Below are 15,291 nucleotides of genomic sequence, written 5' to 3' on the forward strand. Positions count from 1 at the left end.
TTCTACCCCCATGCCCGGCCCCCACTCCGCACCGGGAGCGCCCTCATGAGCAGCCGCCCGTTACCCAGCGCCTCCGGCCCCCGGGCCCTTCCCCCCGCATCCATCGCCCTCATGGTCCTGTCCGCGCTTCTGGCGCTGATCGCAGGCTCGGTGGTGGCAGCCTCGTTCCCGAGGGCTCCGGCAGCGCCCTTCCGTGTGCTGGTGTACTCCGGGTCGGCGCTCGCCCCCCAGGACGTGGTCCGCGCGGGGGTCGACGCGGTGAGGGAGCTCGGAGCCCGCAACGGATTCGGGGTCGAGGCGAGTGACGACCCCGGGGTCTTCGCCGACGCGGAACTCGCGCGGTTCCACGCGGTCGTCTTCAACAACACCTCGGCCGCGCGGGAGGAGGGCAGCGGCCTCGGCGGGGCCGGGCGGGCCGCCCTGCGGAAGTACATCCGGGCGGGTGGCGGCTGGGTCGGCCTGCACGACGCCTCCGCCGGTGCGCGCGACTGGGACTGGTACGAAGGGCTGGTCGGCGCGGTCCTCGACCGGGGCACCCCGGTGCAGACCGGCAGGATCAAGGTCCTCGACCACGCGCACCCCTCGACGGTGGCGCTTCCCGACCTGTGGGAGCGTACGGAGGAGTGGTACAACTGGCGCACCAATCCGGCCGGCACGGTGCACACCCTCGCGCAGATCAGGGTGCGCGACGGCATCACGGGCCTCGACGAGGGCGTGGACCATCCCTGGTCCTGGTGCCAGCACTACGACGGCGGGCGTTCGTGGTTCACCGCGGGCGGCCATGCCTCCTCGTCCTTCCAGGAGGACGACTTCCTCGACCACCTGCTGGGCGGCATCGAGTGGGCCGCGGGCGCGAAGCCCGGCGACTGCACCGGGACCCGGACCGGTTCGTTCCAGCGGACCCCGCTCACGACCAGCGGTCTCACCGACCCGGTCGACATGGCGGTCGCCCCCGACCGCCGGGTGTTCGTCGCCCAGCGCACCGGAGAACTCAAGGTCGTCGACCAGCGGACGATGAAGGTTTCCACGGCACTCGACCTGGCGTACACGCCGGATACGGCCGCCCGTTCGGACGGACTGATAGGCCTCGCTCTGGATCCGGGCTTCGGGGAGAACAACTGGCTCTACCTGCTGCGTACGGACACGTCGGGGAGGCGGCTGGCCCTCTCCCGCTTCACGGCTGACGGAGACACGGTCGACCCGGCGTCGGAGAAGCGCCTGCTCACACTTCCCGGCAGGCGGTCCACGAGCAGCGGGCACCCCCGGTCATCCGGGTCACTGGCCTTCGACCGGGCCGGCCATCTGTACGCGGCCACGGGTGACGTCACGCTTCCACTCACCTCGGGCGCCCCGAACGACCTGCGGGGCGCGATTCTGCGGATCACCCCGCAGGACGACGGCGGCTACACCGTGCCGGAGGGGAATCTCTTCGGGCCGGGCACCGCCGGCACCCGCCCGGAGATCTACGCGCTGGGCATGCCGAACCCCTACCGCGCCACCGTGGACCCGGTGACCGGCACACTGCTTGCCGCGGACAACGGTGCCGACGGCGCGGTGGGGCACTTCCGGATCACCGAGGCCGGGCAGGCCGGCCGGCCGTACTGCACCGCCGGCGCCACCCGAGGAGCCGCGGACTGCGCCCCGCGGGTCAACGGTGCGCGGGACGGCGCGGGCGAGGGCGGCGGCGGTGGGACGAGCGGAGCCGTCTACGCATACGAGCCGGGGAACCTGTACCGCACCAAGTTCCCCGAATACTTCGCCGGGAAGTGGCTGACCTACGACCCGGCCGGACGGCGGTTCACCACGCTCTCGTTCCAGCGGGAGGACCAGTCGTTCTCCGACCCCCGGTTCGGACCGGTGGAGTCCGGTGAACTCCAGTCCGTCAACGGCGTGTTCGAGGACATGGAGTGGAACCGGCCGACGGCCGCCGTGTTCGGCCCGGACGGCGCCCTGTACGTCATCGACGCGGGGCTCGCCGGCGGTACGGGCCAGGACGGCGGCAACGAGGGCGCCGGGGTCTTCCGGATCGACCACGTCGGCGACGGCCGGCTGCCCGGTGCGGCCGTCACCACCGACCGCGACAACGGCTCCGCGCCGCTGACCGTCGCCTTCACAGGTGCGGGCTCCGGGCTTCCCCGCGACGTGCCGGTCACATACGCCTGGGACTTCGACGGGGACGGCGGCACCGAGTCGACGGATGCGAACCCCTCCTACACCTATCGCACCGAAGGGCAGTTCACCGCACGCCTCACGGTGACCGGGCCCGAAGGTACGACAGCCATGGCCGGCCAGGAGATCACCGTCGGCAACTCCCGCCCCCGGGTCACCGTCCACCGGTTGCCGGACGGAGGCCTGTTCCGCCCCGGCGACACTCTCGCCTTCACGGTGGAGGTGACGGACGACGAGGACGGGGACCGCACCCCGGTCGACTGCTCACGCGTCCTCGTACGCTCAGCGGTCGGCCACCCCGGACCGTTGCGCCCCCTCAAGAACTCACCCGGGTGCCGGGGCTCGATCGTGACGGAGACCGGTGACGCCTCATTGCCCGGCCCTCACCGGATCACCGTGCAGTACACGGACGGTGGGGCCCCGGACGCCCCGGAGCTCACGGGCTCCACCTCACTCACCCTGCGCACCGGCTTCCAGGAGGCGGAACAGTTCGCCTCGACCGGTGGCGCCCACGACGGAGCCGTCGCCGGCAGCCGTGCGGAGGCCTCGGCCGGAAGATCGCTGACGGAGATCGAGGCCGGGGACTGGGTCGCCTTCGACCCGGTACACCTGGGGAGCCTGCGGTCGGTGACCGTCGGTGCGACGCCGTGCGGGATCGGCGGGACGATCGAATTCCGGGCCGGCTCGCCCGACGGCCCTCTCCTCGGCTCGCTCCCGGTCCCCGGCGCGGAGGGCGGGGACGAGGCCGTGTCACCCTCGACCGCCTTGCGGAGCCCCGGTGGTGGAGTGCGGCTGTACGTGGTGTTCACCAACTCGGCGTGGAGCAGCGAGAAGCCGGACCTGTTCACGGTCGACTGGCTGCGCTTCCACGGGCCGGGTGCCGGGCAGGCCGGAGCGCGGTGACGACGGCACGCCACCCCCGCGGTCGGCGGCGCGGTACCTCCCCGCGCTCGATCCGTACGGCCATCTCCCGGCCGGCAGCTCGGTGGCGCCGAGTCCGGCCCGGCCCCGTACGCGCGGCACGGTTCCCCCGGCCCCGTACGCGCGGCACGGTTCGCCCGGCCCCGTACGCGCGGCACGGTTCCCCCGGGGCACCCGCGAACCGCGGGCAGCCGCAGGCATCCTGAGCGACAGGCCCCGCGGCGTACGAGCATCTGCGAGTACCGGCCACCGGTCGGCGAGGGAGTCGAAGCCGTCGGACGTGGGGCCGGCACACTCCCCCGGGCCGAGCCGGCGCAGCCGTGCGCTCCGGCGGGCCCCGGCCGACGGGGTGAGCAGCGGCCGGGCTGTCCCGGCACGGGTCACGGACGGGCTGCGGACCCCGAGAGCGGCGCGGGCGCGGTGGCGTTGATGAGGTGCTGGACGAGGGTGACCAGCGCCCCGGTCCCCGAGCTGGCGATCCTGGCATCACAGAGGACGACCGGCACCTCGGGTCCCAGGTCGAGAGCCGCCCGTACCTCTTCCGGTTCGTAACGGTAGGCGCCGTCGAACTCGTTGACCGCGACGATGAATCCGATGCCCCGTCGCTCGAAGAAGTCGACGGCTGCGAAGCACTCGGCCAGACGGCGCGTGTCCGCCAGCACAACCGCGCCGAGGGCGCCCTTGGACAGCTCGTCCCACATGAACCAGAAGCGCTCCTGTCCCGGGGTGCCGAAGAGGTAGAGGACATGCTGCTCGGACAGCGTGATCCGGCCGAAGTCCATGGCCACGGTGGTCGCCGACTTCGATTCGATGCCTTCCAGGCTGTCGGTCGCCACGCTGACCTGCGTCAGGAGCTCCTCCGTACTGAGTGGCGCGATCTCGCTGACGGCCCCCACGAACGTCGTTTTGCCGACGCCGAAACCGCCCGCGACCAGGACCTTGAGGGCCACGGGAAAGTGTTCGGAGCTGTCAGAGCTGTCGTCGTAGACCATCGAGCACTGCCTCCAGCAGAGATCGGTCGGTTGGCATGTCGTGGAAGGCGGGGGCGTGCGCGGTGACCGCCCCGCAGTCGACCAGGTCGGAAAGGAGGATCTTGGTGATGACCGCGGGCAGCCGGAGATGGGCGGCGACCTCCGCCACGGACGTGGGTCCCTCGCAGAGCTCGAGGGCCACGGTGTGTTCGGGGCCGAGGTGCACCTGCGGTTCACTCCCCGTGGCCATCACCAGGGAGAGCAGGTCGAGCACAGTGGTCGGCCTCGTGCGGCCGTTGCTCACGGTGTACGGGCGGATGAGCCGGCCTGCCGCGTCGTCGAGCAACGGCCCGTCCTGCGGAGCCGGCATCCTCACAGCCCCGGGGTGAACGGCGCTCCGGCCGGCTGCCGGAGCGGCGTCATCAGGTAGGGGCGGACGCTCTTGACCAGCATGGCCATCTCGTACCCCAGTACGGCGGCATCCGCCTCACGGCCCGCGAGGACGGCGAGACAGGTGCCGGAGCCGGCGGTCGACACGAACAGGAGCGTCGAGTCGAGCTCGACCACGACCTGCCGCACGTCGCCGTTGTCCCCGAACCGGGCACCGGCACTTCGGCCGAGTGAGTACAGGCCTGCGGCCAGGGCGGCCATGTGATCGGCGCTGTCGGCGTCCATGCCGTGGACGGACTTCACCAGGCCGTCCGCCGAGAGGAGGACGGCGCTGCGCGTGTAGGGCACGCGTTGGACCAGGCCACTCAGCAGCCAGTCGAGGTCAGCGACCTGGCCGGACGGCATTTCGCTCGTCATGGTGCATCTACTCCTTGAACATGTTCTCGGTTCGTGGATCCGGTTCGGTACTCCGCGGCCCCCGGTGGCCGGGGTCCACGCGCTCCGTACCGGGCGTGGCGGTGGTGCCGGCCGTGCGGAACGGCAGCGGGGCGAGACCGTGGGACCGCTGCGGTCCGACAGTGGTGGCGGGCCCGGTGGCAGCCGTCGCGGCACCCGCTGTCCCGCATGCTCCCGCCGGCTCCGGCTCCTCGGCGGTCTGCGCCTCGGCCAGGTCGACACCCCGCCGGAAGGCGGCCATCAGACCGGGGTCGTGCAGGGCGTTCTCGTCCTCGGTACGCGGTACGGGGGCCTCCCTGAGCTGCGGAACCAGGTGCTCCTGGTTGGTGCGCCTGGGGAGCTGCGGGCGGCCGGGGCCTGCCGGGGAGGGCGCGGTGGCTCCGGCGGGAGCACCGGCGCCCACGACGGGCCGCGCGGGTTCGGCCGGCCCCGCCGAAGGGGCAGTCCGGACCGAGGGCGCGGGCCCGGCCGGCGGGGCAGGTTCGGCGTTCCGGACGGAACGGACGACCGGCGGGGACGTGGCGAGGTTCGGCCGGTCGACCCGCTCGGCACGCAGTGGCAGCGGCGGGCCCTCTCCCCGCCCCCGGTCCTGCCGGGGCGTCCGGTCCAGCGGTGGCGGGTGCTGCGCGACCGCCTGCGGCGAAGCCGGGGGCGGCGCGTCGTGCTCAGGTCGCCGGTGCCCTGCTCCGGGCGGTGGGACCGGCGCCGCGTCGGGTGTCGTCGTGGCCTCGATGTCGATGCCCAGGAGGACTTCGGGCAGTACGAGTACCGCTTGCGTGCCCCCGTAGATGTTGCTCTGCAGGCGTACGGCGATGCCGTGTCTGCGGGCCAGCGAGGCGACCACGAACAGACCGATCCGCCCGTCCTGCAGCAGGTGGGCGACGTTGACCTGGTCGGGGTCGGCGAGCAGGGTGTTCATCCGCTTCTGCTCGGGGCCGGGCATGCCGAGCCCTCGGTCCTCCACCTCCAGGGCGAGCCCGGAGGTGACGCGCTGGGCGCGCAGCAGGACCTGGGTGTGCGGGGCGGAGAACACCGTGGCGTTCTCGACGAGTTCGGCGAGGAGGTGGATCACGTCGGCGACCGCGTGCCCCCGCAGCGTCCCGTCGATCGGCGGTACCAGCTTCACCCGCGGATACTGTTCGACCTCCGCGATCGCCGAGCGCAGCACTTCGGTCATGGTCACGGGGTTGCTCCACTGCCGCCGCGAGACGGCGCCCCCGAGCACGGCGAGGTTCTCGGCGTGCCTGCGGATGCGGGTGGCCAGATGGTCGACGTGGAAGAGGCCCTTGAGCAGGTCGGGATCCTCGACCTCCTGCTCCAGCTCGTCCAGGATCTGGATCTCGCGGTGCACGAGGGACTGCAGCCGCCGGGCGAGGTTGACGAAGACCTCGACCTTCTGTTCGTTCCCGTTGCTGCGGAACAGCTGCGAGGCCTGGACGACGGCCGCCACCGCGTCGTCCTGCGAGCGGCCCATCTCCTGGGCGAGGAGATCGAAGGCGTCCGCGTCGGGGTCGGCTGCGGGCGTCGCCATCCGGGCCGGCAGAGGTTCGCCGTCGCGGAGCTGCTCCACGACGCGCTGGAGCTCGGCGTGGTGCTGGGCCCCGATGCGCCGGAGCGCGAGGGCCCGGTCGAGCACCCCGTTGGCGACACGGCCTGCGCCGAGGAAGGCGGCCGCCACGGCTGCCACGGCCAGTGCCCCGGATCCACCGAGCGCCGCCAGGAGACTGCCGGACGGGCGTACCCCGGAAGCCCGGATGGTGAAGATGACGGCTGCGGCTCCGCTGAGTACGGCGGCCACGGCCGGCAGGACGGCTGTGCGCAGCAGCTGTGGTCGCAGCCGGCCGTCAGGAGCGGGCTGCGCGGCGCGCGGCCGGCTCGCGGCCGAGTGTGAACGGCCACCCGGACGGCCGTGCCGTCCGCCTTCGCGGCGTTCCGGTCGCGCGATGGGTGCGCGAAGTTGAGACATCATCGTCCTCGGTACGTGGGGCACCAGGAATCTGCATTCGTCCGGTGACACCTACGGTGGTCGGTCAGGCCGGGTCAACGGTCGGGGCAGGCTCGACCGATAGGAGCCCACCGTTGATCACCCGCAACACACGGTAGTCGTCAATGGCCCGTGCACGGCGTGCTGTTGTTGAAGTTGCCCGCCAGGCGTCCCGCTCTGGTATGACACCTCGCACGGGCAGCCGAATCCGTCCATCACCGGCTCCGGAACGACATCCGGGCATCGCTCACATGCACGAGGACCACTACGGCCTTCTCGTCAAGGCCCCCATCGGCCGCATGACTTCCTGTCGGCGGTCCGGGGCTCGTGGGTCGCCGCGAACGCCCCCGCCCCCCGATCGGACGGGGTGGCGGGGGCGGACGGACTCGCCGGGCGACGGAAACCCGGAGGCGGGCGTCAGTGCTCGTGGACGACGGCCACCTCCAGGGCGGGCACCGTGAGCCGTCCCGATACGTCCTGGCCACGCAGGAGTTCGCGTCCGGCAGCGGGTACGTCGACGTCACGTTCCGTGTGGTTGACGAGGAAGAGGAAGCCGGTGCCGTCGTCGGCGCGCCGGCGCACGGCCTCGACTCCCTGCGGGAGGCCGGCCACCGCCGGTGCCACGTCCGCCTCGGCGAGCAGGGCGTCGACGAGGCCTGCGACTCCGTCGCCGTCGGGGCGGGTCGCGACGTACCAGGCGTGACCGCTGCCGACGCTGTGGCGGGTGACGGCGGGCAGTCCGGCGAGGGGGCCGTCGGCCCAGGTGCGTACCGCCTCCGCTCCCTCGAGACGGGTCTTCTCACTCCACAGGTCGGCACGGGTACCGTCGTCCAGGGTGAGCACTTCGCCTTCCTGGAGCGGGTGGAACTCCTCGGAACGTACGCCGAGCAGGTCACGGAAGGCGCCGGGGTAGCCGCCGAGCCGTACGTGGTCGTGTTCGTCCACGATGCCGCTGAAGAAGGTGACGAGGACACTGGCGCCCGCGTGTGCGGCCTCCGCGATGCGTGCGGCGTCCTGGTCGTCCACCGTGTACAGAGTGGGCACGATCACGGCCCGGTACCCGGTCAGGTCGTTCCTCGCCGACACGATGTCGACGGTGACGCCGCGCTTCCACAGTGCGCCGTACCAGCGCATGGCCTCGCCCGTGTAGCTGAGGTCATGAGTGGGGTGACCGTCCATCTCGGAGCCCCACCAGGAGGGGTAGTCGAAGACGAGGGCCACGTCCGCCGTGACGCGGCTCCCCCGGACCGGTGCCAGGGACCGGAGGCGCCGCCCGAGCTCCAGGGTGTTGCGCCACACGTCGGAGTCCTGTCCCGCGTGCGGGAGCATCGCGGAGTGGTACTTCTCGGCGCCCGCGGCGGACTGCCGCCACTGGAAGAACATCACGGCGTCCGCCCCTCGCGCCACGTGGGCGAGCGAGTTGCGCAGCATTTCCCCGGCGCGCTTGGCACCGTTCCGGGGCTGCCAGTTGACCGCCGACGTCGAGTGCTCCATCAGCATCCACGGTGCCCCGCCGGCGACCCCCCGGCTCAGGTCGGCGCTGAAGGCGAGACCGATGTGGGCCTCGGGGTCCCGGGAGGTGAGGTAGTGGTCGTTGGCCACCACGTCCATGTCGCCGGACCAGGAGAAGTAGTCCAGCCACTTGTTGGCGGTGGTCATCATGAAGTTCGTCGTGGTCGGCACGTGCGGGGTGACTTCGCGCAGCACGTCGCGCAGAGCGCGGTAGTGCACGAGTTGTTCGTCGGAGGAGAAGCGCGCGAAATCGAGCTGCTGGGTCGGATTGACGAAGGTGGGGGCGGATCTCGGCGGCAGGATCTCCTCGAAGGAGTCGTACCGCTGGGACCAGAAGGCGGTTCCCCAGGCGGTGTTGAGTGCGTCGACGGTGTCGTAACGGGCCTGCAGCCAGATGCGGAAGGCCTCGGCGGCGGCGTCCGAGTAGTCGTGGGGCACATGGCAGCCGAGTTCGTTGTCGACATGCCAGAGGGCGACCGCGGGATGGTCGCGGTAGCGCTCGGCCATCCGGCGGGTCATCCGCAGGGCGTAGTCGCGGAACACCGGTGAGGAGACCGCGTAGGACTGCCTGGAACCCTGGTGGAGGACGGTGCCGTCGGCGAGTTCGGGCAGGATCTCCGGGTGCTTGCGCGTGAGCCACGGCGGCGGCGACGCGGTCGCGGTGGCCAACGCGACGCCTATGCCGGCGGCGTGCAGCCTGTCGAGCACCGCGTCCAGCCAGCCGAAGTCGAACTCTCCCTCACGTGGCTCGAGTTGCGCCCAGGAGAAGATGGCGACGCTGACGAGACCGACACCGGCCTCCTTCATGAGCTCGACGTCTTCCAGCTGGACGTCCAGCGGCCACTGCTCGGGGTTGTAGTCACCCCCGTAGAGGATCCCGTCGGCGTGCAGGGGCCAGGGGCGTTCGGTCGTCATTCTGATCCGTCCTCGTGCGGGCACGCGGGGGTCATCCCCGGTGCCGGTTGGTGTGCCGTGCGTCCAGCGGCCGCCTCACGGGCGGGAAGAGACCTGTTCAGCGGGCCGACTCGGCCTGTCCGCCGCCTTGTCGGCGGACCCGGTGGAGCGAGGCGGAAGAGCGGGAGACGCCGCCGCCCCCCATCCGTCCGAAGCAGGCGACCACGGTGCGGACTTCCAGGGGCGGGAAGCAGCGGGGCCGACCGGGTAGCTTGTAACGTTTCAGGTGGAGACGGACGTGGAACTCACGCATCACTCCTCCTGGCTGTCGGGAGCGTTCCGCGCGGACTCGCCCCTGGAAGTCCGCACCGATGCGAGCCTCACCCCCGCACGGTTCGTACACCACGCGTCCCGGTTGGACAAAGCCCGTCTGCGGAGGGTCTGTTCGGACTGCGCGGAGAACGTTCCGGCAGTGTCCCCGCCGCATGGTTCCCGCTCCACCAGGAGCCTAGGCACTCAAGAATGTTGACGTCAACATCCCTGTACGCGGAAATGCGGAACCGCGCCGGCCTCAGCGAGTGCCCTGACGGCAGCCCATGACCCTGCGGACTCGGCGCACCCCGGGCACACTTCCGCCCCACCGGTTTCGGAGGCGTGTGCTCGCATACCCTGGCGGAGATCACGTCCCACTCGGTGGACGACGCCCGGAGGAGGCCATGGACGGCGTGCGAGCAGAATCCGGGCAGGGGCGGCAGCGAAGGCGTGAGGCGTCCATCGACGACGTGGCACGGCTGGCCGGCGTCTCGGGTCAGACGGTCTCACGCGTCGCCAACGGCCGCAGCAACGTGGGCGCCGCGACCCGGGAGCGGGTGCTGGCCGCCATGAGCGAGCTGGGATACCGCCCCAACAGCGCGGCCCGTGCCCTGCGGTCAGGCCGGTTCCGCAGCATCGGCGTCATCGTGTTCACCCTCCACTCCTACGGGAATCTGCGGACGCTGGAGGCGGTGGCCGCTGCGGCCACCGAGCGGCGTTACACCATCACTCTCATGCCGTTGACGCGGCCCACCCACGCCGATGTGGGTGCGGCCCTCGACCGGCTGGTCGAGCAGGCGGTCGACGGCGTCATCCTGCTCGTCGAGTCACACCTGGCCGGGACGGACGGGGCGGGGCTCCGCCGGGGAATCCCCCTGGTCGTGGTGGACTCCTGGTCGGCCGATCGGCCCGCCGTGGTGGACACCGACCAGTTCACAGGCGCACGCCTGGCGACGGAGCACCTCCTGGATCTGGGCCATGAGACCGTCCGGCACGTTGCCGGGCCCCGGGACTCCTACTCCGCCGGCCTGCGCCTGCAGGGCTGGCGTGACACCCTGCGGGCCCGCGGCCGGCCTGTGCCCGAGCCGATTCACGGTGACTGGTACTCCGACTCCGGCTACGCCGCCGGGCAGCGGCTCGCCGCCGAGCCGGGCCTGACTGCCGTCTTCGCCGCGAACGACCAGATGGCTCTGGGGGTACTGCGCGCGCTGACGGAAGCACGGCTGCGCGTACCTCAGGACGTGAGCGTCGCCGGTTTCGACGACATGCCGGAAGCCAGGAACTTCGTCCCTCCCCTGACGACCGTCCACCAGGACTTCACGGCTGTCGGCGCCACAGCCGTGCACGCGCTCGTCCAGGAGATCGAGGGCGGGCCGCCCGCGGAGTACAAGGAGATCACCCCCAGGCTGACTGTCCGGGCCAGTACGGGCGAACCGGCCGTCCGCCGGCCGGGCACCTCCCTCCCCGCCGCCGGAGGCTGAGTGGACGTCCGCCCTGCCGTGGACGTCCACTCGGCCGCCCTGACGATCACCTGCCACTCGGACTCCGGGATGCAGAACGCCACCCGCGCGCGGATCGGCGCCGCGATCGACGAGCTCGGCTACCGGCCCAACCTCACGGCACGGGCCATGCGCACCCACCGGGCGGGCCTCTGATCACGGAGCTGCGGCGCGACAGACCGGCCGGGGGCGCGCTTCACGAGCGCCGGCCGCCCGGAGCTGTCCGTGGGCGCGGAGTCTGCCGCGGCCACGGCATGCCGGCCTGCTCCGACGCGGCCGACCGGAGCGCCTCCGCCAGGATCCCTCCCGGGTAGGTGCCGAACTCGGGGAACTGTCGGCGGTGGTGGCAGGACCAGTAGCTCACCATGCGCCGTTCGGTCCGGGCGAAGTATGAAGGATTCCGGGCGACGAACTCTCCGTACAGCTTGCGCCGGCACGAACCCGGCACACCGAGGTCGGTCAGCCCATGGAGGATCGTCTCCAGGATCTCCACGACGTACTCGCCCGCCAGTTGCACGACGAACGGAACCACCCACGGCTCGCTCGACCCGACGATCACGCCCAGACGGCGTTGGCGGACCCTGCCGTCGTGGTGCCGGGAGTACAGGCAATGCAGGATCACCTGCTGTGTCCCGGTGAGGGATCGCTCCGGTTCGCCGCCGGGCTCGTCGTGGTGGATCCGTGAGGGGAGAGCGATCCGCACGCCCTCCACTTCGACGGGAAGGGGGCCAGCCCGCAGGACACGCGCATCCGGCATGATCGGCAGAACGGCCCGCACGTCCTCGGCAAGCCGGGCCGGGAACGCCGCGACGAGTGCCTCGGAGGGGGCCGACGAGGCCTGCGGTCGCTGCACGGAACCAGGGTAACGGGGCGCCCTCTCCGCACCCCGCCCCCGCCCGGCGGTGGATGGGCGGCATGAGACGTCCGGGCCCCCACGCGTCACCCCGTGCGGGTTCCCGGTGGGGGAAGAGGTGATCAACCGCGGAGCGACCGGCCCGTCATGCCGCTCCCCGGCCGCAATGCCTGCCCCGTCGGAGCGTGCTCCTCGGAAGCCGGACCGGGCTGAGCGTCGCGTCACCGCGGCTGCGCGGGCTGCAGCCCCGCGTACACACCGCCCGCGTTCAGCAGTTCCTCGTGGGTCCCCACCTCGGCGATCCTGCCGTCCTCCATGGCCACGATGCGGTCGGCACCCCGGATCGTGGAGAGCCGGTGGGCGACGACGAAGACGGTCCGGCCGTGCACGAGCCGGGTGAGTGCCTCCTGGACGAGGGCCTCGGAACGGTTGTCGAGTGCGGAGGTGGCCTCGTCGAGCACCAGGATCCTCGGATCACGGATCAGCGCCCTGGCAATGGCCAGGCGCTGCTTCTGACCGCCCGACAACTGTGCGCCGCGCTCCCCGATGACCGAGTCCAGGCCACGCGGGAGACCGTTCACGAACTCCAGCGCGTTGGCATCCCGGAGGGCGCGCATCAGCGTCTCCTCGTCCGAGTCCCCCATGCCGTACGTGACGTTGTCACGGATGCTGCCCTCGAAGAGGATCGACTCCTGGGGCACCACGGACAGGAAGCGCCGGTAGCTCCGGAGGTCGAGCCCTGCCATGTCGGTGCCGTCGAGGAGGATGCGGCCCGAGGTGGGCCGGATGAAGCCGATGAGCAGGTTGAGCACCGTGGACTTGCCGGCACCCGACGCGCCGACGAGCGCGATGGTCTCCCCCGGCCGTGCGGAGAGGGTGAACCCGTCGACCGCCGGCTCCCCGTTCTCGTAGGCGAATCCGACCTCCTCGAAGTCGATGCGGCCCACGACGCTCTCGACCCGCGCCTTGCCCGCGTTGTTCTCCAGGTCGGGCGCCTGCAGCACCTCACCGGCCGAACGCACCGACTCCAGCCCCTTGGTCAGGATGGGAGCCAGACCCAGCAGGGTCGTCACGGAACCCGTCAGCACCGTGAAGAAGGAGCTGAGCATCACGACGTCCCCGGGGGTGACGGCCATCCACCCGTGGTAGGCAACCAGGGCGGAGCCCGTCAGGCACAGGACGCCGAGCGTGTTGAGGATGACCCAGGCCAGCGATCCGAAGCGGCCGTTGATCACGTCCAGGCGCATCCCGGCCGCGAACACCTGGCGCAGCGACCCGTCGACCCGGCCGAGCGCGGTACGTTCCAGGCCGTGGGCGCGGGTGATGGGGATGAGAGTGGTCATCTCCCCGACCCGGGAGGAGAGTTGCTCGACCTCGCGGCGGAAGGACTCGTTGTGGCTGCGCAGCCGCCCCCGGAGTTTCATCACGAGGAAGCCGGAGGCGGGCACCACGACGAGGAAGACGGGCAGGAACTCGGGCACGCGCACACCGATGACGACGAGCCCGCCGATCAGCGTGACGACCGCGCCGAGGCCCATGTCGGAACTCTGCTGGACCATCTGTTCCACGGCTTCGACGTCGCGGACCACTTTGGCCTGCAGCACGCTCGAACTCACCCGTGAGTGATAGCCGATGGACAGTTGCTGCATCCGGCGGCAGAGTGCCGAGCGCAGAGTCGTGCCCATACGCCGGATGCTGCCCGCGAGGCACCGTACGTACCACTGGTGGAGCGGATAATTGATCAGGAGGATGAACAGCAGGACGCCGCTCGCCTTCCAGATGCCCGACTCGGGACCGTGCTGGACGACCACGTCGAGGACGGTGGCGGTGATCAGCGGCAGGAGCCAGATGGGGCTGTGCTTCACGACGAAGATGGCGACCGCCAGGGCCAGCCGACCACGGTCGGGGCGGAAGAGGTGACCGAGGGTGCGGACCGGGTTCTCACCGCGGTAGCGGTGATCGAGGTGGTCGAAGGGCGCCGGGGGTTCGGCGGAAGAGGGTGAAAGCGCTTTCTTCATGAGATCATCCCACCCGCTCCCGCCGCTGCCGACAACCCCCGTCCACGGGAAGAGACAGGGAGCGGGCGGCGACCGGTACCCGGCCTTTCCGCCCCGCAGCCACCCTCCGGGAACGCGCCATCCGGGCCGCATCCCCGCCGTCGACCGGCCCCGCACATGCCCTCCGCGGGCGCTCCGGGGGCGTTCCGGGGGCGTTCCGGGGGCGCTCCGAGGGCTGAACGTCGAGTCCGGCAGCTCTTCACCGGCCTGCGCTCCGGAACCGCGATCGATATCTTTCCGGGTCACGCTGCGTAATACCTCGTCCACCGGGTATCGGGCCGGGATGTTCAGATATAGGCGCGTACGAGTTCTGACCGTCCTGCTCGGTGGCTGGGTGGCGCTGACCGCCGTGGAACGGTGGGCGGAGCAGGCACCGTGGCCGGACGCCGTCCTGGGCGGACTCCTGTGGGCGTGCGTGGTGGCAGGCGTCTGGTGGTTCGCCGAGTGGACCCAGTCACCGCTGCGCACCGCACGTGAGTACGCCGCGGCACGCCGGACGAAGGACGAGGCACCTCACGGGCGGGTCCCGGACGCCCCGGTCACTCCCGACGCCCCTCGGCCTGATTCCTCCACGCCTTCACGACGCTGACTTCCGCGCCGGCTTCCGGCTCTACGACAGACGTGACCGCCCGCGCGCACCCCGGAAGTGCGCACGGGCGGTCACGTCTGCGGGGAATCAGCCCCCGGCGAACGGGCCGTGGTCACACGCCTCGAGGGCCGTCACCCGCCGCAGTGGACTCGGCGAGCTTCTGGAACTCGCCCAGGTCGTAATTGGCCAGCGCCGAGTCCAGGTTGGTCAGGGCACCCAGGTGTTCGACGAATCCGGTGGGGTCGTACTCGATCTGCAGGGCGACCCGGCTCGAGGTGTCGTCGAGCCGGTGGAAGGTGACCACACCCGCGTGATGCACACCCTCGATGGTCTTCCAGGCGATCCGCTCCTGCGGGACGACCTCGGTGAGCTCCGCGACGAAGCCCTTGTCGGCGCCCGGCAGGGACAACTGCCAGGAGAACCGGCGCTCGTCCATCGGATCGACCCGCCGAACGTGGCTCAGGAACTTCGGCCACTGCGTCACATCACTCCAGAGAGCCCAGGTGACGCTGACGGGCGCCTTGATGTCGACGGTTTCGACGAGGGAGGAGGACATAAGGAAAACAACCCCTTCTTTCACTCGGTTATGCCTTGCGCTGCCGACTACCCGATAGTCGGCAGCGCACGCATGGCCCTTCGCCTCCCGGCCACCGCCGGGCGGCACCCACGGCCGGGACGGTCGCC

The 15,291-nt window shown here is 71.3% G+C and carries 12 protein-coding genes; 4 read left to right on the forward strand and 8 right to left on the reverse strand.

Annotated elements, in window-relative coordinates:
* The first annotated feature begins 45 nt into the window (after positions 1 to 45).
* Positions 46 to 3,072 (forward strand): ThuA domain-containing protein, encoded by a 3,027-nt coding sequence (locus OO67_RS21385; protein ID WP_033302660.1) that lies wholly within the window; start codon positions 46 to 48, stop codon positions 3,070 to 3,072.
* Between the two features lie 398 nt (positions 3,073 to 3,470).
* Here the strand turns inward: OO67_RS21385 and OO67_RS21390 are convergent, their stop codons facing one another.
* From OO67_RS21390 to OO67_RS21410, 5 genes are all read right to left on the reverse strand, one after another.
* Positions 3,471 to 4,082 (reverse strand): GTP-binding protein, encoded by a 612-nt coding sequence (locus tag OO67_RS21390; RefSeq protein ID WP_033302661.1) that lies wholly within the window; start codon positions 4,080 to 4,082, stop codon positions 3,471 to 3,473.
* Complete coding sequence (locus OO67_RS21395) at positions 4,060 to 4,431, reverse strand: DUF742 domain-containing protein (protein WP_033302662.1); 372 nt, start codon at positions 4,429 to 4,431, stop codon at positions 4,060 to 4,062. Before OO67_RS21395 ends, OO67_RS21390 begins: the two co-directional genes overlap by 23 nt.
* Positions 4,432 to 4,433: 2 nt before the next feature.
* Positions 4,434 to 4,868 (reverse strand): roadblock/LC7 domain-containing protein, encoded by a 435-nt coding sequence (locus OO67_RS21400; RefSeq protein WP_033302663.1) that lies wholly within the window; start codon positions 4,866 to 4,868, stop codon positions 4,434 to 4,436.
* 7 nt (positions 4,869 to 4,875) lie between these two features.
* Positions 4,876 to 6,873 carry an ATP-binding protein gene (locus OO67_RS21405; RefSeq protein WP_033302664.1) on the reverse strand — a complete coding sequence of 666 codons (1,998 nt, stop codon included), beginning with the start codon at positions 6,871 to 6,873 and terminating at the stop codon, positions 4,876 to 4,878.
* A 435-nt stretch (positions 6,874 to 7,308) separates the two neighbouring features.
* On the reverse strand, positions 7,309 to 9,318 hold the full coding sequence (locus OO67_RS21410; protein ID WP_033302665.1) for a beta-galactosidase: 2,010 nt from the start codon (positions 9,316 to 9,318) through the stop codon (positions 7,309 to 7,311).
* Between the two features lie 695 nt (positions 9,319 to 10,013).
* Here OO67_RS21410 and OO67_RS21415 point away from each other — a divergent pair.
* On the forward strand, positions 10,014 to 11,090 hold the full coding sequence (locus OO67_RS21415) for a LacI family DNA-binding transcriptional regulator (RefSeq protein WP_051709621.1): 1,077 nt from the start codon (positions 10,014 to 10,016) through the stop codon (positions 11,088 to 11,090).
* Positions 11,091 to 11,264, forward strand: coding sequence for a hypothetical protein (locus OO67_RS40645; RefSeq protein ID WP_341864649.1), 174 nt, complete (start codon positions 11,091 to 11,093; stop codon positions 11,262 to 11,264).
* A 40-nt stretch (positions 11,265 to 11,304) separates the two neighbouring features.
* Here OO67_RS40645 and OO67_RS21420 read toward each other — a convergent pair whose 3' ends face one another.
* Together OO67_RS21420 and OO67_RS21425 are read right to left on the reverse strand one after the other, a co-directional pair.
* Complete coding sequence (locus tag OO67_RS21420; RefSeq protein WP_033302666.1) at positions 11,305 to 11,961, reverse strand: hypothetical protein; 657 nt, start codon at positions 11,959 to 11,961, stop codon at positions 11,305 to 11,307.
* 221 nt (positions 11,962 to 12,182) lie between these two features.
* Positions 12,183 to 13,979 (reverse strand): ABC transporter ATP-binding protein, encoded by a 1,797-nt coding sequence (locus OO67_RS21425; protein ID WP_033302667.1) that lies wholly within the window; start codon positions 13,977 to 13,979, stop codon positions 12,183 to 12,185.
* A 322-nt stretch (positions 13,980 to 14,301) separates the two neighbouring features.
* Here OO67_RS21425 and OO67_RS21430 point away from each other — a divergent pair, with 322 nt between their 5' ends.
* Positions 14,302 to 14,607, forward strand: a complete 306-nt coding sequence (locus OO67_RS21430) for a hypothetical protein (RefSeq protein ID WP_033302668.1) — start codon at positions 14,302 to 14,304, stop codon at positions 14,605 to 14,607.
* Positions 14,608 to 14,719: 112 nt separating this feature from the next.
* Here the strand turns inward: OO67_RS21430 and OO67_RS21435 are convergent, their stop codons facing one another.
* Positions 14,720 to 15,163 (reverse strand): SRPBCC family protein, encoded by a 444-nt coding sequence (locus tag OO67_RS21435; RefSeq protein WP_033302669.1) that lies wholly within the window; start codon positions 15,161 to 15,163, stop codon positions 14,720 to 14,722.
* Between the last annotated feature and the right edge of the window lie 128 nt (positions 15,164 to 15,291).

This window comes from Streptomyces atroolivaceus (assembly GCF_000717025.1).
Lineage (GTDB): Bacteria > Actinomycetota > Actinomycetes > Streptomycetales > Streptomycetaceae > Streptomyces > Streptomyces atroolivaceus.

Bases quoted from the DNA above. Each gene is read 5' to 3' on its own strand.
- OO67_RS21385 (WP_033302660.1), top strand. From the start codon at position 46: ATGAGCAGCCGCCCGTTACCCAGCGCCTCCGGCCCCCGGGCCCTTCCC.
- OO67_RS21390 (WP_033302661.1), bottom strand. From the start codon at position 4,082: ATGGTCTACGACGACAGCTCTGACAGCTCCGAACACTTTCCCGTGGCC.
- OO67_RS21395 (WP_033302662.1), bottom strand. From the start codon at position 4,431: ATGCCGGCTCCGCAGGACGGGCCGTTGCTCGACGACGCGGCAGGCCGG.
- OO67_RS21400 (WP_033302663.1), bottom strand. From the start codon at position 4,868: ATGACGAGCGAAATGCCGTCCGGCCAGGTCGCTGACCTCGACTGGCTG.
- OO67_RS21405 (WP_033302664.1), bottom strand. From the start codon at position 6,873: ATGTCTCAACTTCGCGCACCCATCGCGCGACCGGAACGCCGCGAAGGC.
- OO67_RS21410 (WP_033302665.1), bottom strand. From the start codon at position 9,318: ATGACGACCGAACGCCCCTGGCCCCTGCACGCCGACGGGATCCTCTAC.
- OO67_RS21415 (WP_051709621.1), top strand. From the start codon at position 10,014: ATGGACGGCGTGCGAGCAGAATCCGGGCAGGGGCGGCAGCGAAGGCGT.
- OO67_RS21425 (WP_033302667.1), bottom strand. From the start codon at position 13,979: ATGAAGAAAGCGCTTTCACCCTCTTCCGCCGAACCCCCGGCGCCCTTC.
- OO67_RS21430 (WP_033302668.1), top strand. From the start codon at position 14,302: ATGTTCAGATATAGGCGCGTACGAGTTCTGACCGTCCTGCTCGGTGGC.
- OO67_RS21435 (WP_033302669.1), bottom strand. From the start codon at position 15,163: ATGTCCTCCTCCCTCGTCGAAACCGTCGACATCAAGGCGCCCGTCAGC.